Annotated in this window: 31 protein-coding genes; 12 read left to right on the forward strand and 19 right to left on the reverse strand. The window is 57.1% G+C overall.

Features of this window, described 5'->3' with window-relative positions:
* The first annotated feature begins 1 nt into the window (after position 1).
* Complete coding sequence (locus OXG98_14825) at positions 2-949, forward strand: phosphotransferase (protein MCY3773277.1); 948 nt, start codon at positions 2-4, stop codon at positions 947-949.
* Positions 950-1058: 109 nt separating this feature from the next.
* Here the strand turns inward: OXG98_14825 and OXG98_14830 are convergent, their stop codons facing one another.
* From OXG98_14830 to OXG98_14840, 3 genes are read right to left on the reverse strand one after another with little or no spacing between them, the layout of a single operon-like run.
* Positions 1059-3461: an ABC transporter permease gene (locus tag OXG98_14830; GenBank protein ID MCY3773278.1), complete on the reverse strand. Its 2403-nt coding sequence runs from the start codon at positions 3459-3461 to the stop codon at positions 1059-1061.
* 12 nt (positions 3462-3473) lie between these two features.
* Complete coding sequence (locus OXG98_14835; protein MCY3773279.1) at positions 3474-3695, reverse strand: hypothetical protein; 222 nt, start codon at positions 3693-3695, stop codon at positions 3474-3476.
* Between the two features lie 37 nt (positions 3696-3732).
* Positions 3733-4230, reverse strand: coding sequence for a GrpB family protein (locus OXG98_14840; GenBank protein MCY3773280.1), 498 nt, complete (start codon positions 4228-4230; stop codon positions 3733-3735).
* A gap of 212 nt (positions 4231-4442) precedes the next feature.
* On the opposite strand from OXG98_14840, the gene OXG98_14845 reads away from it, so the two are divergent.
* The 5 genes from OXG98_14845 to OXG98_14865 all read left to right on the forward strand — a co-directional run bounded on the left by OXG98_14845 (position 4443) and on the right by OXG98_14865 (position 7716).
* A complete protein-coding gene (locus OXG98_14845; protein MCY3773281.1) occupies positions 4443-4676 on the forward strand; it encodes a hypothetical protein in 234 nt (77 codons plus the stop codon).
* Positions 4673-5080: a DUF4919 domain-containing protein gene (locus OXG98_14850; GenBank protein ID MCY3773282.1), complete on the forward strand. Its 408-nt coding sequence runs from the start codon at positions 4673-4675 to the stop codon at positions 5078-5080. The genes OXG98_14845 and OXG98_14850 overlap by 4 nt, the downstream gene beginning before the upstream one ends.
* A gap of 96 nt (positions 5081-5176) precedes the next feature.
* Positions 5177-6046 carry an ATP phosphoribosyltransferase gene (hisG, locus tag OXG98_14855; protein MCY3773283.1) on the forward strand — a complete coding sequence of 290 codons (870 nt, stop codon included), beginning with the start codon at positions 5177-5179 and terminating at the stop codon, positions 6044-6046.
* A gap of 3 nt (positions 6047-6049) precedes the next feature.
* Positions 6050-7240 (forward strand): histidinol-phosphate transaminase, encoded by a 1191-nt coding sequence (gene hisC / locus OXG98_14860; GenBank protein MCY3773284.1) that lies wholly within the window; start codon positions 6050-6052, stop codon positions 7238-7240.
* 23 nt (positions 7241-7263) lie between these two features.
* On the forward strand, positions 7264-7716 hold the full coding sequence (locus tag OXG98_14865; GenBank protein MCY3773285.1) for a GNAT family N-acetyltransferase: 453 nt from the start codon (positions 7264-7266) through the stop codon (positions 7714-7716).
* A 51-nt stretch (positions 7717-7767) separates the two neighbouring features.
* On the opposite strand, the gene OXG98_14870 is transcribed toward OXG98_14865, so the two are convergent.
* The 7 genes from OXG98_14870 to OXG98_14900 form a co-directional block, all read right to left on the reverse strand.
* Positions 7768-7974, reverse strand: coding sequence for a hypothetical protein (locus tag OXG98_14870; GenBank protein ID MCY3773286.1), 207 nt, complete (start codon positions 7972-7974; stop codon positions 7768-7770).
* 129 nt (positions 7975-8103) lie between these two features.
* Positions 8104-8970 (reverse strand): alpha/beta hydrolase, encoded by an 867-nt coding sequence (locus OXG98_14875; protein ID MCY3773287.1) that lies wholly within the window; start codon positions 8968-8970, stop codon positions 8104-8106.
* 51 nt (positions 8971-9021) lie between these two features.
* Complete coding sequence (locus OXG98_14880) at positions 9022-9492, reverse strand: thiol-disulfide oxidoreductase DCC family protein (protein ID MCY3773288.1); 471 nt, start codon at positions 9490-9492, stop codon at positions 9022-9024.
* Positions 9489-10343 carry a phytanoyl-CoA dioxygenase family protein gene (locus OXG98_14885; protein MCY3773289.1) on the reverse strand — a complete coding sequence of 285 codons (855 nt, stop codon included), beginning with the start codon at positions 10341-10343 and terminating at the stop codon, positions 9489-9491. The genes OXG98_14880 and OXG98_14885 overlap by 4 nt, the downstream gene beginning before the upstream one ends.
* Positions 10344-10373: 30 nt before the next feature.
* Complete coding sequence (locus OXG98_14890; GenBank protein MCY3773290.1) at positions 10374-11453, reverse strand: DUF2961 domain-containing protein; 1080 nt, start codon at positions 11451-11453, stop codon at positions 10374-10376.
* A 146-nt stretch (positions 11454-11599) separates the two neighbouring features.
* Complete coding sequence (locus OXG98_14895) at positions 11600-12682, reverse strand: DUF2961 domain-containing protein (GenBank protein ID MCY3773291.1); 1083 nt, start codon at positions 12680-12682, stop codon at positions 11600-11602.
* 78 nt (positions 12683-12760) lie between these two features.
* A complete protein-coding gene (locus OXG98_14900; GenBank protein ID MCY3773292.1) occupies positions 12761-14620 on the reverse strand; it encodes an MBL fold metallo-hydrolase in 1860 nt (619 codons plus the stop codon).
* A 545-nt stretch (positions 14621-15165) separates the two neighbouring features.
* Here OXG98_14900 and OXG98_14905 point away from each other — a divergent pair.
* From OXG98_14905 to OXG98_14925, 5 genes are all read left to right on the forward strand, one after another.
* The gene (locus tag OXG98_14905) at positions 15166-17352 is read left to right on the forward strand and encodes a hypothetical protein (protein MCY3773293.1); all 2187 of its coding nucleotides are present in this window, start codon (positions 15166-15168) and stop codon (positions 17350-17352) included.
* A 166-nt stretch (positions 17353-17518) separates the two neighbouring features.
* A complete protein-coding gene (locus tag OXG98_14910; GenBank protein MCY3773294.1) occupies positions 17519-18154 on the forward strand; it encodes a DUF6338 family protein in 636 nt (211 codons plus the stop codon).
* Between the two features lie 419 nt (positions 18155-18573).
* Positions 18574-19350, forward strand: coding sequence for an exodeoxyribonuclease III (locus OXG98_14915; protein ID MCY3773295.1), 777 nt, complete (start codon positions 18574-18576; stop codon positions 19348-19350).
* A gap of 86 nt (positions 19351-19436) precedes the next feature.
* Positions 19437-19658, forward strand: a complete 222-nt coding sequence (locus OXG98_14920; GenBank protein ID MCY3773296.1) for a hypothetical protein — start codon at positions 19437-19439, stop codon at positions 19656-19658.
* Positions 19659-19696: 38 nt separating this feature from the next.
* Positions 19697-20422 carry a HEPN domain-containing protein gene (locus OXG98_14925; GenBank protein ID MCY3773297.1) on the forward strand — a complete coding sequence of 242 codons (726 nt, stop codon included), beginning with the start codon at positions 19697-19699 and terminating at the stop codon, positions 20420-20422.
* A gap of 325 nt (positions 20423-20747) precedes the next feature.
* Here OXG98_14925 and OXG98_14930 read toward each other — a convergent pair whose 3' ends face one another.
* From OXG98_14930 to OXG98_14955, 6 genes are all read right to left on the reverse strand, one after another.
* The gene (locus OXG98_14930) at positions 20748-21833 is read right to left on the reverse strand and encodes a hypothetical protein (GenBank protein MCY3773298.1); all 1086 of its coding nucleotides are present in this window, start codon (positions 21831-21833) and stop codon (positions 20748-20750) included.
* A gap of 288 nt (positions 21834-22121) precedes the next feature.
* Positions 22122-22499, reverse strand: coding sequence for a PIN domain-containing protein (locus OXG98_14935; protein MCY3773299.1), 378 nt, complete (start codon positions 22497-22499; stop codon positions 22122-22124).
* Between the two features lie 3 nt (positions 22500-22502).
* Entirely contained in the window at positions 22503-22751 is a 249-nt protein-coding gene (locus OXG98_14940; protein ID MCY3773300.1) for a ribbon-helix-helix domain-containing protein, read from the reverse strand.
* A 190-nt stretch (positions 22752-22941) separates the two neighbouring features.
* Positions 22942-23343: a type II toxin-antitoxin system VapC family toxin gene (locus OXG98_14945; GenBank protein MCY3773301.1), complete on the reverse strand. Its 402-nt coding sequence runs from the start codon at positions 23341-23343 to the stop codon at positions 22942-22944.
* Positions 23340-23576, reverse strand: a complete 237-nt coding sequence (locus tag OXG98_14950) for an AbrB/MazE/SpoVT family DNA-binding domain-containing protein (protein MCY3773302.1) — start codon at positions 23574-23576, stop codon at positions 23340-23342. The genes OXG98_14945 and OXG98_14950 overlap by 4 nt, the downstream gene beginning before the upstream one ends.
* A 282-nt stretch (positions 23577-23858) precedes the next feature.
* Positions 23859-24206, reverse strand: a complete 348-nt coding sequence (locus tag OXG98_14955; protein MCY3773303.1) for a hypothetical protein — start codon at positions 24204-24206, stop codon at positions 23859-23861.
* Between the two features lie 342 nt (positions 24207-24548).
* Between OXG98_14955 and OXG98_14960 the strand changes: the two genes are divergently transcribed.
* A complete protein-coding gene (locus OXG98_14960) occupies positions 24549-24845 on the forward strand; it encodes a hypothetical protein (GenBank protein ID MCY3773304.1) in 297 nt (98 codons plus the stop codon).
* Positions 24846-25257: 412 nt separating this feature from the next.
* Here the strand turns inward: OXG98_14960 and OXG98_14965 are convergent, their stop codons facing one another.
* From OXG98_14965 to OXG98_14975, 3 genes are all read right to left on the reverse strand, one after another.
* Positions 25258-25719, reverse strand: a complete 462-nt coding sequence (locus tag OXG98_14965; protein ID MCY3773305.1) for a hypothetical protein — start codon at positions 25717-25719, stop codon at positions 25258-25260.
* Complete coding sequence (locus OXG98_14970; protein ID MCY3773306.1) at positions 25716-26711, reverse strand: hypothetical protein; 996 nt, start codon at positions 26709-26711, stop codon at positions 25716-25718. The genes OXG98_14965 and OXG98_14970 overlap by 4 nt, the downstream gene beginning before the upstream one ends.
* Before the next feature lie 31 nt (positions 26712-26742).
* A partial coding sequence (locus OXG98_14975; GenBank protein MCY3773307.1) for a DUF2089 family protein occupies positions 26743-26964 on the reverse strand: 222 nt, incomplete at its 5' end.

The following is a 26964-nucleotide window of genomic DNA, read 5'->3' on the forward strand; positions in this document are numbered from 1 at the left end:
TATGACCACCCGTGATGTTGAAAACCTGCTTGTCCGCCTCGGACTGGATCACGGTCGGGTTCATCTCATCTCAGGAGGCTGGTCTTACTGGACCTTCGAAGTCGAACTGAGGGGTCAGGGTGGGCAGGACGAGTCCTTCGAACCCGGATGGATCTTCCGTTTTCCCAGGAACAGTGTCGTCGCCGGAAACCTGCAAAAAGAGCAGGCGGTACTGCCCGTTGTTGCCTCACGGGTTGCCTTCGACGTACCGCGATTCGAGCACGTGGGTACCTGGCATGACCAGCCTTATGCGGGGTACCGACGGATACCGGGTCGACCCCTGTCCGGCCATCCACTTACCGGCAGCAAACTGGCCGATGAAGCGGCAGGATCCATAGCGGAGGCGCTCTCCTCACTGCATGACATTCGCACCTCGCTGGTCGCCGAAGTCTGTGCCGTGGAACCCACGGTCGACGCGTGGCGGCGGCGCTACCACGAGCTGAGGGACACTGTCCGTGCCAGGGTATCGCCCCTACTGGACTCACGCGTTCTCGAAGCGGTAGAATGTGGTTTCAACCGGTTTCTCGACGAGGAACTCGCTACGCTGAACGACATCGCACTGGTGCACTGCGACCTGGGCTGTGAGCATATCCTGATCGGCGATGACGGAAAGACTGTGACCGGACTGATTGATTTTGAAGACGTGACCATCGGCGATCCAGCGATCGATTTCGTCGGTATCTTCGTCACTTATGGCATGGAGGCCGTTGAACGGATTCGTGACTACTATCAGCGCGCGTTGGATGTCCAGCGAACGCTGGACGAACGATTCGAGCAGAGGCTTCGTTTCTACACGTGGATGGCTTCCTGCCACGAGATATTATACGGGTTGGAGGAAGGAAGGGAGGATCTCGTGGAGGACGGAATTAAAGGACTGCGGATACGACTCGGCCATGCTGGGCTGCTATGACTTGTGCATAAATATGCGGATTCAAACGCGCTAATCTGTAATGTTCGCCGGGTTACAGCAAATCCGCAACGCCCGCCAAGCGGCCAAGTCTCCAATCTACGCAGCTATTTCATTCATACCGCAGGGTATCCGCCGGGTTTGCCCGGGCCACGCTGACGACACGGAAACTCACCGTCATCAACGCAATGACCAGGACGACCGCGCCGGCGGCAATGAAAGCGGCAGGACCGACGTCCGCCCGATAGGAGAACAGTTGAAGCCATTGCCGCATGGCGAGATAGGCGATCGGCCCGGCCAGCGCGGTTGCGATCAGCACCAGGTAGACGAACTCCCTCAGGAGCAGGCCCGCCGTCTGAACCACCGTGGCGCCCAGAATCCTCCGCATCCCTATTTCCTTCGTACGCCGCGCCGTCATGAATGAGGCCAGTCCAAACAGCCCGGCACAGGCCATGAAGACCGCAACGGACGAAAAAACGCCGAATACCTCGCGGAGTGTTGCCTCCGCCGCGTAGAGCCGGTCGTAATCCTCATCGAGAAAAGAATACACCATCGGAACGTCCGGCATCAGTTGTTTCCAGGTTTCTTCGATCCGGGAGATCGTGCCTGTTACGTCATCGGTATTGAATCGAATCGCGTAGAAGGGCAGGTTGTCTCTGGGCCAATGCCTGATGATCATCGGTTCGATGCGATGATGAAGCGACCGCATGTGGAAATCCGCTATCACGCCGATGACGCGACGATCGTGCGCCCAGGGATGTCCGATGTGGATCATGATCGCCTGATCGACGGCCTCATCGGGAGAGCCCCATCCCAACTGCCGCATGGCGGTTTCGTTGATCATCACGGCTTCATCCCAGTCCGTTCGACGCGATCTCGAGGGAATCCGGCCCGCCAGCAGTTCCATCCCGAATACGCCGATAAAATCATCGGTGATCGCCCAATCGAGCATGGTTTGAATGTCCGCCTGCGGCAAATCGGCCCGCCGTGTTCCCGTTGTGGGAAGCAGACCCTTGCGCCCCGTGCGGCCGGGAAGCATCAGGGTGGTACCGATGTGTTCGATTTCCGGGAATTGCTCCAGAGATTCTTTGAAAACAGGATACTGATCCACGAAGGTCGGAAAACTGGACGCCCCCACAAGCACTCGTTCCGGCCGCAGCCCCAGCCGTTTGCCCTGAATGTAGTCCAACTGAGCGGTGAATACCCAGGTGCTGCCGAGCAGCAATATCACCATCATGCACTGGCCCATGACCAGCAGACGCCGCACCAGGTGGCGGGTTACGCTGATCGCTGCCTTGCCCTTCAAGTGTTGCGCCGGAGTAAAGGCCGCCATGAAAAACGCGGGATAGCTGCCGGAAATGAACCCTACCAGAAGTGTTATCGCGGCGATTCCAATCCAGAACTGCCAGGACCGAAAAATGTCGAGGGCGATGGTCTTTCCCGTGAGATCCTGGAAGAGCGACAGACTGAGCGCGACGAGGACCAGCGCAGACACGATTGCGACGCAGGTGATACCGAAGGATTCGCCCATGTACTGGCGGACCAATTGGCCCCGGTTCGCGCCGAAGGCCTTCCGCAGCGCGACCTCCCGGATACGCGTGAGCGAACGGGCGGTCGCCATGTTCATGAAGTTGAAACAGGCAAGCAGGATGACCACGACCGCCAGCGCGGCAAGCAACAGCAGGTACATGCCGTTGCCGTTCTCTCCGGCCTCGTTCTCGAGATGTGAGTGCAGGTATATATCGGTCAGCGGTTGCACGCGGGGAACCATCGTGATATTCTCCGCTTCCCACCGTTCGCCGAACCGGTCTTTCAGAACATCCGTCACTTTCTGCTGGAAGGCGACCGGGTCCACGTCCGGCGACAGCAACAGGTAGGTATAGAAAGCAGGCCAATCCCATTGCTCCAGAGAGTCCTCTCCGTAGAAACCGAGCGACCCCTTGATTCCCAGGAAGAAGTCCGCCTGGAAATGCGAGTGTTCGGGCATGTCGCGCGTCACGCCGGTGACCGTGAAAGACCACGTATCCAGCGTTACCGTCTTACCGAGGGGGTCGGCGCTTCCGAAGTACTTGCGCGCCATGGATTCGCTGATGACCACCGTCATCGGATCTTGCAGCGCCTCGTCGGGATTGCCCCGCACCAGGGGAAAAGAAAAAACATCGAAGAGCCCGGGGTCCGCCCAGAATACACGGTCCTCAAAGTACGACCGGTCTTCATAACGTATGATCCACCCGCCAAATGGCGGACTGAGGCGGACAGATGACTGAACCTCGGGCAGAAGACGTTGCAAGGCGGGTCCGAGGGCGGAGCTCGTCTTCGCGTTGGTCCCGTTCACGACGCGGTAGATCCGGTCCGCGTTCGCATGATACCGGTCATAGGCACGTTCATCTTGTATATACAGACCGATGAGGACCACGCAGGCCATGCCCACGGCCAGATTCAGGATATTGAGCGCGGCATAGGGCTTATGCCTGAGCAAATGTCTCGTACTGACCGTGAAGTAGTGTTTCAGCAAGACGCAACTCCGTTACCGGATCCGCTCCTCGCCCCGAATCCGGTTCTCTTCCATGATCTGCCGCAAAATGCCGGTGTCGGTTACGTGCCTGTATGTACTCCACCTTTCGCGGATGCACACATTTCCCAGCACGTCTCTTACCGCGGCAACGTACAATTCGTCTTCGAAACCGGAACTTTCGACCAGGGTTCCATCGATATCGAATATCGCGGCGATCTTTGTAGTTGTTTCCATGCTATTCCAATGATGCAGCGTAAGCGTGTCGGAAGGATCAATTCCGCGTTTCACGAGCCTGTTGTATAACCTCTTCGATAAACACAGCCTTGGCGGCCTGGTAGGATTTTCGATCTCCATTAGTTCTTTCCAACAAATCGATTTTTAAGTCCCTGTATGCTTCGGCAAAGCGCTGGTTTGATCTCAGGTAATCCCTGAACTGAATCAGCTTCGTCCACTCCTCGCTGGTTTCTTCAACCATGTGGATGTGATGTGTACACGGCTCGCCCTTCTGGAAGTAATGCCTGCGGGGTATGCCATTCTCTCCCTTGAAGGCGTATCCCAGATTGGCGAGAGGCGCGATGCATACCCTGGCTGTTTCAAAGTCGTCGACGGCAATCGCAATATCGAGGATCGGCTTGGCGGGCATACCGACGATCGCCGTGCTGCCCACGTGCTGGATATCGACGATGTGATCTCCAATCGCTGACTTGATGATCTCCTGCTCGGATTCGTAAAGAACCGGCCATTCGTTGCGGTAGGGAGAGAGACTCAAGGCACCCCGTTCTAAACCGAGCGGAGGACGGAGATGTGACGAATCTGGTAAGTGATCCCGCATATTCTGTTTCGGACCTCATTTTCATCATTTCAATAATGAATGGTCTTTCAAATAGGTGATGTCAGGAGTAACTTTAGCGGTGGTATGTCCTGTTATTAGTCTTGATTCAATACGAGCGCTCACATGCCGATTTATGGAAGGGGAAATTGATGTCTGCAGTCTTTATAGCTCTGCTGGTATTAATGAACAGTACAAGCCAGGCCAATCAACAGGAAACAGATAAGAACGAATTCCTGGCAGCAAACGACCGATACGCAGAACTCGTGGAGAAACTGAAAGCAGACGTAACGTCGGTGGATTTTGATGAACTTCGCAGAATATACGTTAAAACTGAACACTACGCGCCATATGCGAGTTCGGAAAGAAAAGATCGGCTAACATGAACGAGGGTATGAATGAGGAGGACTGGGGTAAATGTCTCGAATCTGCGACACGTATACTGTCCTACAGTTACATCAGCCTGGATGCACACTATGGAGCCATGATTTGTTCAAGAAACAACAACGACACAGAAGCCGGTGATTTCCACGAATCCGTTTTGGATGGCCTGCTCAAGTCGATATGGGCAAGTGGTGACGGCAGGTCGCCGGAGACAGCGTTTTTTTGTACAAGCCTGCAAGAAAGGTGGGCTTTTCTGGGGCTGCACGGTCTAGTATACAACGTGAAGGATCTGGAAGTCCACGATGGTCTCTATTTTGATGTAGTGCATGTAACAAGTCTCGCAGACAGCAGTCAGTTTAAACTATATTTCGATGTGACGACACCGTTGAGGCGTGGTCGTCGATAGGATTGGACAATTCAGGCCAATCGTGTTATTTTGCGGAGTCTTTTTAAAAGATAAACGGAAACGATCAACAGAATCGCCTCAGGGAGGAATACGGAGATGTTAGTCAAACTGGCGCTGCCGAAGGGAAGCCTGCAGGAATCCACCTTTGAACTTATGCGTAAGGCGGGTTTTCATTGCACGGTCAGCAGCCGGTCCTATTCCCCCTGGGTGGATGACGAGGAACTGGAAATCATGCTGATCCGGGCCCAGGAGATCGGCCGTTACGTGGAGGACGAGGTCTTCGACGCGGGGCTTACGGGCAAGGATTGGATCGTGGAGACCGGGGCGGACGTGGTGGAGGTGGCGGAACTGGTATACGCCAAGCACACCCGGCGGCCCCTGCGGTGGGTGCTGGCCGCTCCCGAGGCTTCGGGCATTCGCAGCGTCCAGGACCTGGAAGGGAAGCGTATCGCCACCGAAGTCGTCAACATCACTGAGAGCTATTTGAAAAAGCACGGCGTGACCGCGAAGGTGGAATTCTCCTGGGGCGCCACGGAGGCCAAGGCCCCCGACCTGGTGGACGCGATCGTGGAAATCACCGAAACGGGCGGTTCGATCCGAGCAAACAAACTGCGCATCCTCGATACCTTGATGGTGTCCACCAACCGGCTCATCGCGAACAGGAAGAGCTGGGAAGATCCGGACAAGCGGCGCAAGATCGAGAATATCGCCCTGCTGCTCAAAGGCGCCATGCTCGCCGAGGAAATGGTCGGCCTGAAAATGAACGTAAAACGCGCGGACCTGGCTGCCGTAACCGCCCTGCTGCCCGCGCTGCAGAACCCGACCGTTTCACCTCTGGCCGACGAAGAGTGGGTCGCCATCGAAGTGATGATCGAGGAGCACACCATTCGGCAGCTGATCCCGGCGCTCAAGCGGGCCGGCGCCCAGGGCCTGGTGGAGTACCCGCTGAACAAGGTGATCTACTAACGCATGGCTGCCTCGACGCGCGATAGGACCGGTGACCCCACGGCCGGCGATTCGCCCAAAGTCGGCTCCACCGCCAGCGCCCCCGGTGATGCCATCCCAGGCGACTCCGGTGGTACGCCCATCAACGACTCCAGTGCCCGGACCGTAAAGGCGGCAGTCCGCGCCATGTCCGGATATACCCTGGTCCAGCCGGACTGTCCGGTAAAGCTCAACCAGAACGAATGTCCCTTCGACGTTCCCGAAGACCTCAAGCGGGAGATCGTGGACGAAGCCCTGGCGTACAACTGGGGCCGGTATCCCGGTTTCGTTCCCCGGGAGACCAGGACGGCCATCGGCAAGCGGCACGAGTTGGGTCCCGAACACATCCTGATCGGCAATGGCTCGAACGAACTGATCCAGGCACTCTTCCAGGCTACTGTCGTTCAGGGTGGCCAGGTGGTTCTGCCCGCGCCGACCTTCACGCTGTACGCCCTCATGGGCCGGGTCGCGGGCGCCGAGATTCGGACCGTTTACCTCGACCGCGATCTGACTTTCGACGTGGAACGGCTGGTGGAGGAAAGCGCCCATCCCGGCGTGAGGCTGGTGGTGCTGTGTTCGCCGAACAACCCGACCGGTTCGATGATTTCAATGGAGGATACCGCGCGGATCGTCGAAGCGACCAGGGGACTGGTCGTGGTGGACGAGGCCTATTTCGAGTTTGGCGGCGTGTCGTGCATTGAGCTGCTTGGCCGACATCCCAACCTGGTGATCACGCGGACCTTTTCCAAGGCCCTCGGCGCGGCCGGACTTCGGCTGGGTTATCTCGTCGCCGATCCGTCGCTGGCGCGAGAAATCGAGAAGGTCAAACTTCCCTACAACGTAAACGCCATCTCCCTGATTGCGGCAAAAAGACTGATTGGGCAGGAAGCACTTATCGAGGAACGGGCGGCGTTGATCCGATCGGAAAGGCGACGGGTCTTCGAAGGTCTCCGGGACCTGCCGGGCATCCGGCCCTTTCCCTCGCACGCCAACTTCGTTCTCTTTGAGTCGGAACGCCCGGTATCGGAGATCTTCCAGGGATTGATCGAGCGCGGCGTGCTCATCCGCGACGTCAGCCGCTATCCCTTGCTGGAGCGGTGCATGCGGGTCACCATCGGCCTGCCGGAAGAGAACGACGCCTTTCTCGCCGCACTGAAGGAAGTGCTGGCCGCGTAGGGTCGGAGGTTGGACGTTTCCGAATGTACGTCAGATTAGCCGTTCCGGAAGACACCGATCGCCTGCTCGAACTCATGCAGGGACTGGCGAGATATGAAGACTATATCGACCAGTTCTCCGTAACGCGCGAGAGCATCCTCGAGCACGGTTTTGGCGATAAGCGTTTGTTCACCGCGTTCGTTGCCGAGCACGACGACGATCTGATCGGGATGGCGGTTACCTATCCGATCCACTGGACCTATACTCTGCGGCCAAAGCTCGTGCTTAAAGAACTGTTTGTCGTCGAGGCTGCTCGAAATATGGGAGCGGGGAAGGCCCTGATGGAGTCGGTGACTTCACACGCCGGGTCCATCGGCGCGTCTGAAGTCATCTGGACGGTCATGACCGGGAACGCCGCCGCCGAAAAGTTCTACAGAGGGCTGGGAGGAAATCCTGACTTAAAGTGGAACAACTGGACGCTGAGTCTGGACGAGTAGGGGCGTATGTCGAGGAGCGGACGACCCGGTTACAAGGAGCGGACGACCCGGTTATTCGGCCGATCGAAGACCGCCAGCCTTCCTGGCCTTCCGCGCCTTGCACTTTGCCACCACAATGAATATGGCAAGCGCCAACGCGCCTCCGTAAATCGCGAAGGCCGGCGTGTCCGCGCCCTGATCGCCCAGAACGTAGTTGAACGCGCCGCCGGCAAGTATGCCGAACATCAAGGCGAGCAGGGCCTTTACGAATGCGGGCATGAGGGGACGAGTTCCTCCGGCAGTCATTATAGCTCCTCCAATCAGCCTGACCAGAGACCAAACCTGGCCGGTGTCTCAGTTTGACGGCGTGTGCAGGAAAGAAAGACACAGGCACGCGCTATCTCTTTTCTAACTGAGCATCGAACGTACCGAAGTGATTACGGCCGGCCATGTCACAGAACCCGGCACCATGAATTCGTGATGCCCGGCGCCTGGAATGACCAGGTGCTCTATCTCATCTCCGGCATTCCGCGCCGCCTCCGTGTAAGCTTCCCCCAATGCCGGCGGTACGACCCAGTCGTGTTCCGCGCTAATCACGACCTGTCGCAGACCGAGGGGCAGCAATTCGGCAGGCGATCCGCATCGGTACCGTTCCTCCATCCTTTCAAGTGATACGCTGGGCCCACCAAGCAGTTCCGTCACGACCCCCTCGCGGCATTCGGCGTCCGCGTGGGGCGAGAATGCCTTCAGGTCTCCCGGGCCACCCAGTACGACTGTCCCGCGCAGCCGCAGCGGGTCTGCCGTCCACAGCGGGCTTTTCCCGGACAGCCGGTGGCGCGCGGCCGTCCACAGCGCCAGATGGCCTCCTGCCGAGTGACCGATGGTGATGACGCGATCCAGATCGAGATCATGATCTCCGGCCAGCGTGCGAAGATGATCCGTCGCATTCCCGGCGTCGAGAAACGTCCCCGGCCATCCGCCGCCTTCCTGGTCCACGCACCGGTATTCGACGTTCCAGGTCGCGATACCCTCATCCCGCAGGGCGTCGGCCAGCGCGTTCGCGTTGTGCAGATCTGCGTAGAGCGATAGCCAGCAGCCTCCGTGGATGACCACGGCAACGGGATGAGGACCACGACCGGTCGGCAGCCTCAGTTCGCCGAACTGTGCTGGGGCCGGTCCGTAGGCCGATACGACGTCCGCGGGGTTGCTCGGCAGCGCGTTGACCGCGTCGGGTGTCACAAGGGGATGATTATCGGAGGTGAATCTGGTGGCCATAGTGGGATCGCGCTATGCGCTGGCGGACGAGGACGGCACCCCAGGCGGATTTCACGGTAGAAAACGATCTTGCTCTTCAGGCGTGGGCACGCGACACGCATCGCGTTTGCCGAACCACCGGTACCGGTTACGTGCCACGATGCGGTAGACGAAATCGCGCAGGGGGCGGGGAAAAACATATAGGACGGCGACCAATCGCCATGCACCGCCCAGTCGACTCAGCGCCAGCAGGACGGCGTTTGACTGCTCGTAACGCCTGTCTGTTTCGAGGAAAACGAAGGATCGGGGACCGCCGGCCTGGGAATTGCCCGCCGGGGTACCGTCCGTCTCGTGGGCCTCGCCCTCGTCCTTCAGCCCCAGCAAGCGATGCGCGGTTTCACCCTGTAGCGGAGCGTATCGGAATCGATCCTGTTTATCTGCCCGCAGCACCAGGTCGACGAACCGGTTGCACAGGCCGCACACACCGTCGAAAAACAGAATCGGCTGCCTGTTTTCCGATCCGCTATGGGCGGATTCGTTCACCGCGCCCAGGTCTTGTTCTCAAGGACCGACTGGGTTTCGTAGATCGATCCGCCTCTTACCGGACCGGGATAGGGCATGCGGACGGGCAGGTCGGCCATGCGAGGCGCGTTGGTCGGTTCGCCCCGCAGCAGGTTTCCGTTGAAGTCGTCCCATTCGCCCGCGCCGGTCAACGGCCAGGCGTCGGCGGCGACGTACTGGAACAGGAGGAGGCGCCGCGGCGCGCCGGAATAGTTCGGCGCCGAACCGTGCAGCGTCCGGACGTGGTGGATCGATATCCCGCCCGCGGGCACTTCGAGCGCCACGACGTTTTCCGGGGTAAAGTCGGGATCGGTCACCGCGCCGCAGAACCGGCCGTCCTGATGGTGGTCGTAGGTCGGCCCTTTGTGGGAGCCGGGTACCACCAGCAGGGCGCCGTTGGCTTCGGTCATCTCATCGATGCAGACGCCGACGGCCAGGATATCGTCGTTGGTATGGGGATAGAACGACCAGTCCTGGTGCCATTCCACCGGGCTGCCGTAGTCCGCGGACTTCATGTTGAGCTTGTTGCCGTTGGTCCGGATGCCGTCGCCGATCAGCTGCGCCACGATGTCCAGGATGCCGTCGTGCTTAATGGTACGCATGTATACGTCGTGGTGATCGATCGGGCTCTTAAGGCGGCGCACCTGTGGATCGTGCGACGTGTGGCCCGGCTCGAGATCGTAAAAATCCGTGTGTTCGGTAAAGGCGGCGGCTTTCTGGACGAATTCGTCCGTCACCCGCTGCAGATCCGCGACTTCGGCATCCGAAAGCACTTTGTCGACGGTCAAATAACCATTTTCGTGGTAGGAATCAACCTGCGCCTGGGATAACATCTAAACCTCCAATTATGGGACTACTTGCCGTCAACTGTACCCCGCCTCGTTCGGCCGCGGAAGACGCGCTTCGACCGGCGGCAGGACCGGTCCGCCTCGCCGTGGCTCGGACAGGTAGTAATAGGCGGTACTCGAGTAGTCGTTGCTCAATTTGTTTGCATGGCCATGCTCGATGGACATGCGGAAACTCTTCCTGAACCGGATCGGATCTTCGATGTGATACCGGTAGACAGTGTTCTTGCCCTTGAATCTCCAGCCGGGGTTCCCGCTGTAGAGAATGATCCCGTGATAAGGCGCCTGAAACTCCGTCGTGGGACCGTACGCGCCGTGGTACCAGTCCTCGGTGCCTGTGCCGTGCAATGAGGGCGGCCACGCCTCGCCGTCGATGAACATCATGTCGTCGCCTTCGCCGTACCAGTCGTTCGGGTTCCTTTGAAAGCAGTCGATGTCCAGGTGGGCGCCGCAGTAGATACCATCGCCCTCGACGTCGCAGATGACATAGTTGTCCTTATCGCTCGTATTCAGCCAGCGCGGGTCGTTTCGATAGGCTTCGGGATCGAGCCTTTCTTCGAAGGCCCAGCCCTTCGTATCGGCTTCCCTGCGCCACTGTACGTGAAAATACGCTTGATCCGCCACCGCGTCAACGGTGGGATACGTCTCGTAGTCGATATAAAAGTAATGGAAGTAGCCTTCCTCACCCTGGTTTTCCACTTCCAGCACAGCCTTTTTCCGGAAGGGCATGGGCCACCAGGAGTTGAACCCCTTGCCGTCCTGCGGGCTCATCTGAAGTGGCGCGGTGATGAAATCCTTGCGCATGCCGTGACCCAGCCCGAAGAAATCGCCGATGGGACACTCCACACTCGGTTCCGTACTGCCGTCCCAGTACATGCGCAACACGATCCGGCGGCAGTAGTCCTCGGACGGGAGCCCGAGCGTCATCCAGATGTGCTTGATGCAACCCGGCGCATTGATCTCGCCGATGACGCGTTTCTCACCGGCTTCGATCCGCCAGGCGTCGGTGTTGGCGCCGGTGGCGTCCCAGCTGGAAATCCGAAGACTCCTGTACGACCGCAGCGTGGGCAGGGACGCCAGGCTGGTCTGACCGATCATGGATCCTCCCTCTTGATGGATGGTGCGGGTGCACTTCGAGATACGGTGAGTATAGTGCTTCGCGGATCACGCGCCGCCCTCGACGTTGTTCCGTCATCCGCCGAATCGCGCTTCATTCCGCCCCGAAAATAGCTACGAATCGTCCGTCACCCGCCGTACTTCGGCTCGTCCGGACGCGGAAGCCGCGCTTCGGCCGGCAACAGGGCCGGTCCGCCGCGCCGCGGTTCGGACAGGTAGTAATACGCCGTGCTCGAGTAGTCGTTGCTCAGCTTGTTCGCGTGGCCATGCTCGATGGAAATCTGGAAGCTTTTACGAAACCGGATCGGATCCTCGATATGGTAGCGGTAGACCGTGTTCTTGCCCTTCCACCGCCACTCGTCGGTGCCGCTGTATAGGATGATGCCGTGATAAGGCGCGTTGTACTCGTCCGTCGGGCAGTAGGCGCAGTGGTACCAGTCCTCCGTGCCGGTCCCGTGCAGCGAGGGCGGCCAGGCCTCGCCGTCGATGAACATCATGTCGTCGCCTTCGCCGTACCAGTCGTTCGGGTTGCGCTGAAAGCAGTCGATGTCGAGGTGAGCGCCGCAGTAGATGCCGTCGCCCTCCACGTCGCAGATGACGTAATTGTCCTGCTCGCTCAGGTTTTCCCAGCGTGGATCATTCCGGTAAGCTTCCGGTTTCAGCCCTTCTTCGAAGGCCCAGCCCCGGGTGTTGGCTTCCCGGCGCCACTGCACGTGAAAGTAAGCCTGGTCCGCCACCGCTTCAACCGTGGGATACGTCTCGTAGTCGATGTAGAAGTAGTGGTTGAATCCCTCGGCGCCCTGATTCTCCACTTCAATCACGGCCTTTTCCCGGAAGGGCATGGGCCACCAGGAATTGAATCCCTTGCCGTCCTGCGGGCTCATCTGCAGCGGCGCGGTGATGAAATCCTTGCGTATGCCGTGACCCAGGCCGAAGAAATCGCCGATGGGGCACTCCACGCTCGGTTCCGCGCAGCCGTCCCAGTACATGCGCAACACGATGCGCCGACAGTAGTCCTCGGACGGGAGTCCCAGCGTCATCCAGAGGTGCTTGATGCATCCCGGGCCATTGATCTCGCCGATGACGCGTTTCTCCCCGGCTTCAATGCGCCAGAAATCGGCGTTCTCGCCCGTGATATTCCAGCTGGAAATCCGGCGGCTCTCGTAAGCACGCAGCGAGGGCAGCGACGCCAGGCTGGTCTGACCGATCATGGATCCTTCCTTTCTATGATTTACCTTTTCTAATAGTTCAGAAACTGATGTAACATATTGTAATATCGTCGGTTACATTCACCACTTCGGCATCCCCACCGTCACCAGCGCTTCCGCCACCTGTCCGAAGGGCCGCCCGCCCACGGTCAGGTTCAGCGCCACGGGCTGCCGCCGGCATTGCGTGCCATCCGGAACGTGAAGTACCAGGCGGATCTCCTTCTGTTCCCGCGGCCCCAGAGACAGGGTCACCGTCTCGCTCTGCCAGCCTTCCGGTCCCACCAGCCGGATGCGGGCCGGCTGCTCCGTGGGGAAGGGATTGAGCACCCATCCGCTGAATTCAATCGATCCGCATTCCGGAGCATGGGCGCGATAGGGCACCAGCTTGCCGCCCTGGGATTCGGCGCCGAAGTGGGCATCGTCGTCATCCAGCAGCATGAGGGTGTGGTGGACATCGTCGAAGGCCTCCGCGGCCCGGTCGATCTCGGCGTACCATTCGGGTGACGTGCGGTAGGGACGGGTATGGCCCGTGATCACCAGTTCGGGCTCGAAGCGTTTCAGATCTTCCAGGAACCGTTTGTAGCATCCCAGGTCGAGCCCGTTTTTGTAGACGTGATTCGTAAACATGCGCGCGCCGGCCTGGTAGCCCACCCCGCCCTCCGTGTCGAAGAAGGCCTGGTCGCCCGTGTGGACCACGCGGGTCCCGTCGATCTCCATGCAGATCATCGTGGCGAAGCGGGTGTGCCCCGACATAGGGTACAGCGTGATGGGGATGTTCTCCCAGTGGACGGTCGTCCCGTTGGGAATGTGCCGGCCCACCTTGATCGGCTCATGCCAGAGGCAGGGCCGGTCGTACTTCACCGGGTTCTCGAGCAGGTCGCTGAACTGTTCGCCCGCCAGGACCTCCGTCCCGTAGAGACGCTGGAGCATGGGGATGCCGTTGACGTGATCGTCGTGGAAATGGGAGACGAGCGTCGCGTCGATCCGATCGATCCCGAAGCGCTTCCTGAGCCCGCTGATTCCGTGCAGGATCGGCCGTCGGTTGGACACGTGGGATTTGGCCGGCTGGAACCCGGACTTCAGGTTGTAGCCGTAGTCGATGGACATGACCTTGCCGGAGTCGCTGAGTACGAAATGGGTCTCCGCCCCGGCGTACTTCGAGCGGTACAGGTGGGGCAGGACCTCTTCGATATCGTCCTCGTCCGGATCCTCCAACGGTTCGGCGACGCCCGGCTGGATCTCATTGAGGCGCTTCAGGTTCGCCTTGAACGTCGCGATGGCACCGGCCGGGTCCTCCACCGGGTCGCCCAGGCTCGGGAGCAGCCGGTCCGTCCCGGTCGCAAGCAGCCGATTGACAGCGTGGTACAGGTTCCACGCGCCGGTGTAGTCGTTGTAGTTGTACTGCAGGGGCGCCAGGCGGGTCGTCTTCCCGGTCCCGCAGATCACCTCGCCGACGAACCCGATGCGCCGGCCGCCCACGGTCACGACGTAGCTGCTCGCGCCGTTGGTCATGCCAGGCGTGGGCACGACATCCCAGGACAGCCCCGCGATCTCGCGCGTCTCGTAATCCATCATCCAGCCGTCGACCGGCACGGGCCGGATGGGCGAGAAGCGGTCCCACCGGTTGTCGTAGGAGTTCCATTGCTGCCGTTCCCGGAAGTGCTGTTCCGGGTCGACGAGATACTCCTGATCCCAGTACGGGCCGAGTATCCGGGCCCCTTTCTCGTGCAACCTGATGGCGCCGTCCGTGTGGTCGCGGAAGTGGTGGGTGAGGAGGACCGTCACTGGCCTGCCGCCCGCGATCTCGTCGAGATGGTCCGCGGCCAGGCCGGTGCCGGCGTTGACGAGCACGACGCCCGCCGGCCCTTCGACGGCGTACACGTGACAGCTGTCCTGAAACCGGTAGATATGTTCTTCGATACGTTCCCAGGGGGAAGACATGGATCGGAGGCTCCTTGTGATCTAGCAGACGCAAGCCTGGTTCCTTGTGATCTTGTGGACGCAGGCCGGCCAACTATGATCTTGCGGACTCAGATCGGCCAACCGTTATTGCGCAGACGCAGGCCCGTCAACGGTGATCTTGCGGACGCAGGCCCGTCAACGGTGATCTTGCGGACGCAGGCCCGTCAACGGTGATCTTGCGGACGCAGGCCCGTCAACGGTGATCTTGCGGACGCAGGCCCGTCAACGGTGATCTTGCGGACGTCGACCGGAACAGGATATTATGCATGCGAACAGGCCCGCGGGCAACCCTTACCGCATGACACCGGTACAAATGTATTGTAATCCGCCCCTGAAACGTATAAGTTCAATGCAGCGATTGCTTTATTCCCCCGGAATCTGATTCGCGCATACGCAGAATCCGGTATGCATTCGTAGAGATACCGGACTGAATTCGCACAGAAACCGGCTCGCAATCGTACAGTTTTCCGGTTCGCATTCGTACGGAAACCGATACGTGTTCCTGCCACTGCCGGGGTCCGATCTTGGCCGACGTCGAAACCCTATACGAGCGGTACTTCCTCGAATACGCCTCCTATGTCGTCAAGAACCGGGCCATCCCCGAGGTCGACGACGGCCTTAAGCCCGTTCAGCGCCGCATCCTCCACACCCTCTTCGAGATAGACGACGGCAAGTACCACAAGGTGGCCAACGTCGTGGGCCAGACGATGCAGTTCCATCCCCACGGCGACCAGTCGATCTTCGGCGCCCTGGTGTCGCTGGCCAACAAGGACCTGTTCATCGACAAGCAGGGCAATTTTGGATCAGTACTCACCGGGGGACAGGCCTCGGCGGCGCGGTACATCGAATGCCGCCTCACCCCGCTCGCCCGGGAAGTGCTGCTCAGCCCGGAGATCACGCAGTACGTGGATTCCTACGACGGACGCGCCCGCGAGCCCGTGGTCTTCCCCGCCAAGATCCCGGTGGCGCTCATCCTGGGCGCCGAGGGCATCGCCGTGGGCATGTCCACCCGCATCCTCCCCCACAATCCCATCGAGGTCATGGAGGCCCAGGTGTCCTGCCTGAAAGGGGAGCCGTACCATCTGTACCCCGACTTCCCGACCGGCGGGCTGATGGACGTCAGCGCCTACGATGACGGAAATGGGCGCGTGTATACCCGCGCCCTGCTCGAACCCGGGGAGGAAGGTTTGGTGCGGGTCCGGGCGCTGCCCTACGGGGAAACGACCGAAAGCCTGATGAAATCCGTCGAGGAGGCGGCCCGGGCGAAGCGCATCCCGGTGGCCGGACTCACCGATTACACCACGGACGACGTGGAGATCGAAATCCGGACCGACCAAGGCGGCGCGATGGAGGATTTCCTCAAGGGCCTGTACGCCTTCACGTCCTGCGAGGTCGCCATCGACGCGAACCTGCTGGTCATCAGCGACGGCCATCCCCGGAAGATGACCGTCACGGAAATGGTCCGCCACAGCACGACCCGCCTGCTGGAAATCCTCGAATCCGAGCTCAAGATCGAAGAGCGGGAACTGCGCGGCCGCCTGCGGGCCCGAAGACTTGAGCAGGTCTTCATCGAGAACCGGGTGTACAAGGAAATCGAAGACATCGAGGACATCGATGGCGTGTACGCCGCCGTGCGGGAAGCCATTGCGAGGTACAGCCCCGTATCGACCACGGCCCGCGCCCTGGACCGGGGAATGAACGAACTGAACCAGGCCGCGCCCGAAATCCGCGACGCCGCGCACAGCCTGCTGACCACTATTTATCGAAGCCTGGCCTTCGAACACTACGGTCCCAGCCGGGCGATGATCGCCCGGAACCTGGACGCGGTCGGCCACGGCCCCATGCCCCACCGGCGGGTGGTCCGGTCGCTGCTGGCCGCCATCCGCCACGAACTGACCGCGCCGCGACGCATGGCCGCGGTGGAGGATATCATCACCGTCGACAACCTCACGCGGGAGGACATGGACAAGCTCCTGGACATCCCGATCCACCGCATCTCGCGCTACGGCATCGGCCGGGCCGAGGAGGAGATGCGCGAGATCGAGGGACAACTCCGGAACGTGCTGCACCACCTCCACCACCTGACCGATTACGCCATCGATTTCCTGGAGCAGCTCATCCGGACCTACCGGGACGAATACCCCCGACGGTCGGAAGTCAAACCCTTCACGCCCGTGGTCGAACGCGACGCCGCGGCCCGGGATCTCGTCCTGAGATACGACACGGAAACGGGGTACATGGGCTACACCATCGAAAGCGGCGATCCCCTCTTCAACGTCTCCCTGTACGACCGGGTCGTCATCGTCCGCGCCGGGGGCGTCGCCGGCGTCCACAATACCCTTGACAAAATGTACGTCGACCTGGATATCCTGTACTGCGCCATGGAGGAGCCCGGCCGGGTGTTCACGGTCGCCTACCGCGACCTGGAAGGCTTCGTTTGCATCAAGCGCTGCCGCCTGGACCGGTGCCGGATCAACCAGCTCTATGAACTGGTGCCGGGCGACTCCTCGCTCTTGGCGTTCACGCCGGAGGCCGACCCGGAGGTCGTATTGAAAGTTATGGACGCGGGCACTGGAGAGGAGACCCGGGAGTACGTAAAAGCCGATGAATTCGCCATCCGAAGCCACCGCGCGAGGGGTGAGCGGATCGAGCGTACGGATATCGCGGGAGTCGAGTTTGTAAACGAGATTCGACATGGATCCGGAGACTAACCCAGAATAAGCCTACCAATACGTCAGAAGTTTCATTCGAAAGCAAAAAGGAGAATCAGATTCCAAGTCGTATGAAATCGTAAAACTCACGTTCTAATGAGTAGTTAAAAGACAAAATCAGATTTCGTTCCATAACCTACGGAAAATCAGGGGAACAGTACTAAAAATGGAAAACCTAATCGGTGAGTTGTTTCCTGGTTGGCATTCGCTAAAAGTAAACTCTACAGCACTGGTTTTTATATTGGCTGTCACGCCAGGGTTTATAATCGTATTTATCAGGTCGCAACTGGTTTCGGGAAGGATTCTTCCATATCCAGCAGGATTTTTGCTGTACTTAACAGTTTCAACAATTTACTGGGCCGTGTTGTTCTTAGTAGCGGGCGTGTTGATTGTAAATCGTTTATGGTGGGAGGGGACAACCCTGGGTACGTTAAAGTGGTTGGTTTTTCTCGTATTTATCCCAGTCATTGTAGGCGCTGTTACTGGAGTTGTTTCAAACAGAACGTTACTGTATAAAACGTTAAAGAAAATCAGGCTTGATCCCATTCATCCAACTCCGAGCGCTTGGGATTGGACGTTTTCAGACTTGAATGAACAGTATATCCTGGTTAAATTGAACAATGGTTCCATGTTTGGTGGTTTCCTTGGAGTAGATTCGTTTATTTCTTCTGATCCAGATGAACGAGATATGTATATCGAAGAGATATTCGAAATAGATGAAGAAAACAATTGGGTTACCAATGGTCACGGAGTTTACTTTACAGGCCGAGACATAAGTTCTGTTGAGTTCTTGCCAAGTTAAAACGACGAGGAGGACCAAGTATGAACAAGTCCCCCAAAAGCGGACCTAATCGTAGAGATATTGAGACGAGGGGATACCGGCCAAAGCCCGTAGCGAATAGGCCGACAAGGCCCAAGCCGCCCAATCAGGGTAGTTCCATTAAATCGGCTGACAGCCGTAAATGACGAAAAGCCACATATTTGTCAAGTCGGAGACAGTGTTTCTCAATTGCAGCAAATTGAATGACAACCTCTCTTTAGAATGAGTGGATGAAATCTCATTGAAATAAACCCGGCGTGTCTGTCAGCGTCGGGTTTTTTCTTAGTTAACCATAATCTGATTAGCCATCCTTTAACCCGCTGACTCGTTAGGGAGGTTTAAAGCAGACTAGACGGCGGTCCATTGCTGAATAGCAGCATCAACCAGGAAAGGTGACATACATGTCTTCATGGAGATTGATGAGTTGGAACGTGAACGGAGTCCGGGCGGTGGCGAAGAAGGGATTCCTGGACTGGTTTCAGGAGGAAGCCCCTGACATCCTGTGCCTGCAGGAAACCAAGTCCCAGGAGTCGCAACTGGACGCAAAAATCACCGACGTTGCGGGATATCAAAGCTACTGGTCGTCCGCGGAGAAGAAGGGCTACAGCGGCGTGGGGGTCTACACCCGTCACGAACCGCTGAGCGTCGCCGAGGGTTTCGGTGAGGACCGCTTCGATTCGGAAGGGCGGACCCTGGTGCTGGAATATCCCGACTTCACCCTGTTCAACGTGTATTTCCCGAACGGCAAGCAGAACGCGCAGCGGCTGCAGTACAAGATGGACTTCTACGACGCGATCCTTGCACACTGGCAATCGCTCCGCGCGGATGGCAAAAAGCTGGTCATCTGCGGCGACGTGAACACAGCCCACAAGGCCATCGACCTGGCCCGCCCCAAGGACAACGAGAAGATTTCCGGTTTCCTGCCCATGGAGCGCGAATGGATCGACAAAATCGTTGATATGGGCTACGTAGATACATTCCGGCAATTCGACGAAGGGCCGGACAACTACACCTGGTGGCACCTGATGTCAGGAGCGAGAGCGCGGAACGTGGGCTGGCGGATCGATTACTTCTACGTGACCGAGGACTTAATGCCCGCCATCTCGAATGCGTGGATCGCGCCGGACGTCATGGGTTCGGATCACTGCCCGATCGGGATCGAGGTGGGGGTTGGGTGAGCGAAAGTTCGCCTAAATACGGTCTTAAAATGTGTTGACCTTGACCCCAACGATTATGATCGGAGAAGGAAGAGGTTGTAGTAGAAATGGCTTTTACAGAATCAGAATCACAACGAGCTTTTGATAAACTCATCGAAACTGGCCCATTGAATGAAATCGAGCACTTAAAGCCTGAGTTGCGGGGTCGTTTTGATTCAATCGTTAAACGATCCGGTCTAACTGAAGCAATAGAAGTATTCAACAGCGCTAAGTCGGCTTTAGAGGAGGAAAAGCCACCTGGATATGGGATCGTTTTATTGCTGGACTGAAATTGGAGCATCGTTGGAATATCGCCCCAGGCTTGTTCGTGATCCCATATGAAGAGACATGGGGTTATTTAGGTGAGTCTTTGAAACACTCGGTCGAGTTTGTTTTATTTGACCAACCCGGTCAACCTACAATCAATAGGTATTTCTTTGAAAGAAAATCCGTAGCTGTTTTAATGAAAGATCTGCAATGGGATTCTCTAGTGTCTGAGGGAAATCCGAAAGATCAAGATGATCTTCGATTCAGTATTGAGTTATTGCAGATGATCTTGGATTGCGAACTACAGATCGTCGGCGAGACGAAGGCACCTGCAAAATGGACAGAGGAGTTAGTTAGTCCGGGAGTATCAACATGCAAATTTGACATTTCTGGGATACATAAGCTAAATATACAAATCGAGAAGGTATTAACAGGAAACGAAAAGCAGGAGTATGTACAGACTTTCAAAGTAATAGACAAACTAAACAGCAAGGATAGGGATATAACTTCATTGGCAATCACACGTTACACCAACGCTCTATCACGAAGTGGTCGATTTCGTCAGGAAGATTGCATATTGGATATTGCGATAGCTTTGGAGATTGTTTATGGACTCGACGGCGGGGAAATAACACACAAACTTTCAACAAGAGCAGGATGGTACTTAGGCAATGACTACAAAGAACGGGATCAAATACGCGAGAAAATCAAACTATTCTACAAACTAAGGTCCTGTATCGTCCACGGAGAGAAAAAGAGTAGGGATTGCAAAAAAACCAATGCGTGACCGTGTAGACCTATACAATCAAGCTAAAAAAGTAGTACGGCAAACCATTTTAAAACACATTTATGAAGGGAATATACCCAGGGAAGACAATTGGAATAATATCGCTATGGGATCTGTCGCGGATTTTGTGTAACTGACTGTTTCATTTGATGGACATTCTATCTACGAGCATGATGACGAACTGGATGATGGCAGTTGTCCAGTTTGTAAACAGTCGTGTCCACCTTCGGGACGGATTGAGCAGTTTCCTAGCAAATGAATTACTTGGGTAACATCTCTAGTATTGATGATCTTGCGCAGTCCCCGGTTCATGGATACGACGGCATTAATCGTGTAATTGACTTGCATTCGTAAGATCTTCCAGTTCTTCCGCCTTGTAGGTGGCAGGTACCCATTCACGAGTCAGGTACGGCTTGTCGAATTCGTCCAACTGTAATGCATCACGGTACCATTTGGGTAACCCAGCTGTTGGCGGATTATCCGGATGGTAAATCGGCCCTTTATTCCACTGCGGCATCCCCTCTTCGGGCCAATGATCCTTGTCGTACTTCATCGGATACACCCACCAGAGTGAATTAAATGGTTCGACCAAGAATATCTCATCAGGAACGCAAGCGTGCTCAGACAGAAGTGCTGGCAGCTGATTCCCGATGAGATCGAATCTGGTGTGAGCCGCGTCCTGGCTTTCCAAAATCAGGACTGTTCGTGCTCCTTCAGCACCACACTTCGCCAACTTTGGAAACTTGGTAGAGAGAGCTCGACGTATCCGTTCTGTTCGAAAATTCTCCAGGTCTTCGGGATAATCAAGCACCGTTTGAACAAAGCCTGACTTTCGACCTACCACAGGCCCATTCCGCCACCTCAACAATTCGACAGTGCAGTTTACATCCGAGAGTTCGTCTTTGACGCTATCTTCCGGAAAACAGTAAGGGCTGATCGGGATGTTATAACAGTCGATGGGCAAAGAAAGTCCGGTTATCCTTTCGTACATAATCTGCGCACTGCTTCGGACCCATTCGGCAAGGTGCTTCAACGCCCTAACTCGCTTGTTTTTCCTTTTCGGTAGACAAACATCTATTGGCACTTGAAGCACGTAGTACATGGGACTTAGCAACCGACCTTCGAGAGATTTAATCAAGTACCTTCTAATCTCATCTACAGTTAGCTCGGTTTGGATATTGTTCTCGAAGGGCTCGATTATGGTGTGCTCAATTGCGTATTCCTGGTCGCCCAACTTTAGCCGTAATTCCACTGGAACTCCAACTCTATCCCTCTCTGGTAAACGGATATCTGATCGTTTCTCTCTGGTACGTCTTTCCATGGTCTTGATTACGGCATCACACGCTTTGCCCTCGTTTTTTGGCACATTTACCCGCGGTTTCTTGTATGTAGTCTCGTTGTTTTTCATCATTACCCAGTCTAAATGCAATTATCTGAATATCGCCGTAGGAAACTTCGAATGTGATCCGTAATAGCTGGCAAGCTCATGACTGTTTCACGGCTAAATGATACTTCGAAACCCCTTACTTGCGGTTTTCGGAGATATGTAGGAGAAGTGAAAGCGACTTCAAAGATAACTCCGCGAATGGCAGCCTCGCCGAGTAAAACTAAGGGTCTCTACATCATCGCACAGTCGTAAAACCCAGACAACGGAGACGATGGCGTATGCGTCCTTGTGGAATCAATCTACTTTGTGGATTTATCGAGGTAATCGATAGGGGATCGTCACCACGACCGGACCGCCAGCCTTGAAGTCTCGGGTGTTTCGAGTGACCAAGGACAGTCCTTCCTGTATAGCTATGGCCGCCTGTATCGCATCCGGAAGTTTCATGCCGTGGTGTTGTCTCAATCTTGCGGCGGCATCGGCGACTTCGGCGGTAACAGGTAACGCCGCAAACTGATCAAGAAGTTCGCGGGCCAACGGTTCCGATTCTGGAGGGAATCCAGCCAGCGTCTCCGCGCGGGTAATGACGGAGATCACGCAATCTCGACCGTGAGCGGTCAGAAACTCCGTCGCTGCATCAACGCCGTTGAAGTGGTCGATGACGATAACCGAGTCCAGCAGGTACCTCGCCATGACTCAATGCCATTCCTTGCGGATTCGCACCTGGTACTCGAGGCCGTCGCCGGACTGCCAGATGCCTGCCGTCTGTTCGAGTGCCTCATGCAATGAAACATCCGAGCCTCGTCTTTCCTTGGCCTGATATTCTCTGACTGCCTGACGAATCAACGAGGCTCTGGAGACGCGTCGCAGTGCAGCCTCTCGGTCCAGCCACGCCTTCTGCTTGTCTTCCAGGTTGATTACTGTTCTCACTAGTCCTTTGCTCATGGATACCCCTTTGGCGTTGTTTGGCGTTCGTCTCCAATTAAATAACGTTCATACGGTCACTACGTGCAAGTGAAAGCCACCTGCGTGGACATGGACATCTATGGCTATCTTCCGCGGCCATAGTTAAGCGATCCATCTGCTCGCAAAGATGCCGGCATGCTTCCCTTACGCCGATATGCCCGTACCCATGCTACGGCTCTGCGGTGCCGGGCAACTGCAAGGCGACGTCATCGAAGGTGTAAACAGAGGTCAACTCGTCTCCGTCGGACACCGTCTTTTGGGCCTTGCACACGACCAGGGCAGCGGCGAAGTCCGCCTCCGTCCTGCGAAATACCTGGAGGGCGCTCCAGACCACCTCGTCATCCTCAAAGCGCACGTTGGCATCTTGCAGCAGGTTGTTGACCAGATCGATCAGGTCGGTCCGGGTCGCATGATACCTGCGGCCGGCTAACGTCCACACCGTTTCCGCCAGAACCACGTCCGTATTTAGCACGCGCTCGCCGCCTTCAATGACGCGACGCGCCCGTTCGGCCTGCGCCTCGTCGTCTCTCAAGAGATAGCGCAGCAGGACATTGGTGTCGATTGCAATCAAGACGTTTGGTTACGGTTCCCTTCCATGGCGTCCTCGCGCGACTTCTCGTCTGAAACCGTCTGATCCCCTTCGAGATGCGCCAGGCATCCCCAGGCGCTGCCGGGCTCCTGGCGGATTACGGTAATGCGCCCGTCGGCCACGAAGCTCTGGCATTCGTCGCCCGGCTCGATACCGACTAAACGGCACTGATCAGCCGGAAGCGTTATCTGTCGCTTGGCGCTGACTCTGGGCACGATACGCTCCAATGATGTAGATCGATTGTCAGAGTTCCAACTGAATCGCTTTACTTACGGAAAAAATACCTGAGGAATTTACATAAAGTAAAAATCAAGATGTAAAGAAACGTAGCAGAATGCTCGACTTACGCCGCCAACACCTCATTCAACTCACTTATCCCAGCCAGATCGCCGATTGAGTCCCGAAACACCCTGGTACGGGCTCAGGTGTGGTGCCCCTCGGGACGGGATAGATGCAAATGGCAGATCCCAAGTCCGACTGACGAGACGGCTCGCGCTTTACGAACTTCCGCCATCCGGGTTCACTAGCAGGCCTTCGAGGCGGCCGAGTCGTCCGTTCATATCGTGCATTTCGACCCGGACGGATGAGACCTCCTGGCGCACGGACATGATTTCTTCTTTCAATTCCACTTTCAACTCTCTGTAAAGCAGGTCGTTGCTGGCCACTGCCTGTTTCAGCTCCGCTTTCAACTCACTATACCGCTGATCGCTGTTCGCCATAGCCTGCTTCAAGTCTTCCTTTATCTCCCTCTTCAGCTCATCGCTACTGAGTTTTGCCTGTTTCCAGAAGAAGATGAAGGCCGTCAGCAGCGTGCCAGGCGTAATGAGAAGCTGCGCAAGTTCCATTGAAGTCGTTCCTCAGGGCAAATACAACGGGCGGACGTGCAATAGTCAATTTCTAGTCGATACGCAACGCAGTTTGGCGTCAACGGTCTCCCTGGACCGCGAATCAATGCTATCCTTATCGCTTCGTTCACGAAGCGCCCATATGGAGTCGATCACGAGTCTATAGGTTAAGAGTCGGCAAATGTGCAGGTTTCTCGACAAAAAGCTGGTGAGGCTTACCCTGCATTGTTCCGTTTTTTATAATGAAATAAGAAACGAGAAAATCCGCCTCACGAAGACCGAACTCTAATAAGGCGATCAAACCTGTGGATTTCGTGCCGCCGATCTCAGGGAACACAACAGATGAATGATCCAAAGAGAAGCCACCCCACCGAAGAACCGGGGATGAATCCACGGGTAATCGATGAGTCGGTAAAGCGGATCGAAGACGATATGTATTTCAGTTCTGACAGTATCAAGGTTCGCCTGGCCAGGATTGAAGAGAAACTGGAGAACGTGGTTACAAAGGAGGATTTGGAAGCGAACATGATGGGATTGAAGACGGAATTGATCGCTCACACCAATTCCACATTTCGATGGACTATAGGGCTTTATATGGTAGGAGCTGGAGTATTGCTGACCGTTTTGAAATTGACCTGAGTTAGCCCTGCAAGGGGATGTCGGACAAGAGGATGTCGGAGTTTGATGCCGAGTTTCGATTCCTGCGGAGGGTAGTTTATGGACTGGGGACTGCAATCATCGGCGGGTTGATTACCATCATATTCCAACTGTGGCGGGGTTGAAAGGCATCTTCCTATGGTAGATGAGAAAGGTCGGCTTATCGACCCTCGAAAGGCCGAAATACTGAAAAGCAAGATACTGGATCTGTTTACCGACGAAGAGATTGAGGTGCTTAGTATTGAAGTCGAGATCAGACTAAAGAACGGATATCAGGATAAAGTCTGGTACGCATGGAAAAACCCTCTCCCTTCCGCATGACAAGTCCGGGCCGGTGACGCACGGGCGCCACAGTCTTAATCTGCCTGAGACCAACGGTCGCCCGTTCAGCATCTCACTCCGACGCTTTACTCGAGCCGCCCAACCTGCTCAGCGCCTCCCGGAGCGCGGCGGCCAGGACCTCGGGCTCGTCCGTGCCGATGCGGCAGGTCTTGCCGCTTTTCATCTTCAGCTCCACCGCCTTCAGTCCCGAAACGTTGTAGAGCCAGCCCCGGGGCGTAAGCCGTATACCCCATCCATAAAGCCAGGAGTTTCTGACCGGTTGGCAGGAGTCGATCTGATCCAGGGGGAAGCGCTTGCGGATCACGCCGATGCCGAAGCTGATCCGGAGGTGCTCGGCATCGATCGTGACGGTCAGGTTGTAGAACAGCACCAGGATCCCCAGCAGGAAAATCAGGATCATCCACGCGAGGGGTGCCGCTCCCGCCAGCCACGCGGGAAGGAAGACCAGCGGCAGGATGGCGATAATGATGACGACGTTGACCGTGCCGAACTGGGTGTGGCGATAGGTGCTCATTGCATTTCATCCTCCCAGGGCTTGATCCACAGGCCCGTCAGCTTGCCTTCCCGATCGAGGACGACGCGCACCTCGAGCGGTCGGGACGCGGCCCCGTACCGGCCTTTGAAGCGATGGATCAGCAAGTGCGGCTGGTCCTCCATGGACCGGGTTTCGACGTAGTCCAGGCCCTCGAATACACCGAAGAGCTGCCGGATGGTCTGGTGGCTCTGGCGTTGTGCCTCCGCGGTGAAACCCCTGCGAAAATCCTCGGTAGCCTCCTCGGGTGCCAGCGCTTCAAAGCGGCCCTGTTCGTGACCCTGGAGGATCCGCGTGGCCAGTTGCTCGGCCAGGATTCGTTGATCGGACTGGACGGGTACGCTGGCAACGGTCCGGGAGGCGAAGATGCCCTGTAAGAACTGTCCTGCCGCACCCGTGGCGACCTCGCCCAGGGCGATGGCTACGACGAATACAGCAATCGCCCATCCACCGGCGACATTGCACGAGACCGCAAAGCCACGGTACATCAGCAGCACGATCCAGACCAGCAGCAGTACCGTCACCGTGCCGGCCGCGATGAGCGCGGCAATCTGTGCGATCGAGAATTGCGACGTGCCCTGGTAAATCAATGAGTTCGTGAGATCGCGAAAGGGTGGCGATACGACGAGCAGGGCCATGAGCAGTCCGGGCGCCCGGGCCAGGGCCTGGGTGCCAAAGACGTCGATGGCGCGCACCTGGCTGCGGCTCAGCTGGCGGCCGCCCATGTAAAGCAGGACACTGGGAACAGCCCACGCCGTAAGACCCTGCGCAATGGCGAGCCAGATAGGCGTCGGCGTCGAAAGCTGGAACGAAAGCACGCCTGTGTAACGATAGTCGAACGCGCCGCCGAGCCAGGCGGCGCCGACGATGCATGCCAGTCCCCAGGCCAGCGCCTGGCCGCCGGCCTGGAAGTGGAAGGGATTGAACAGCCACGTGCGCCAGACCGATGTCGTGCGGGTGCGGGGAGCGTCCATTGAAACATCCTTCCAAAACATGGAACGAACGTCAGAAACTGCTTGCTTCGCCGAGATCGTCCTCCGCGCTCTCCGCCGCTGCCAGCGAAACCAGTCGCTCGACGAGGGCATCGAGGCGGTTCCGCAGCGTAGGGTAGGAGACGCCATACTGTTTGGCCATGTCCTTGAGATTGCCGCCGGTCCTAAGGAAGCAGAGCACGAAGGCCTGGTCCTCCGGGGCAAGGCGGGCTAATGGCGGCAGGTAGAAACCGCC

Source organism: Gemmatimonadota bacterium (assembly GCA_026706345.1).
Classification (GTDB): domain Bacteria; phylum JAAXHH01; class JAAXHH01; order JAAXHH01; family JAAXHH01; genus JAAXHH01.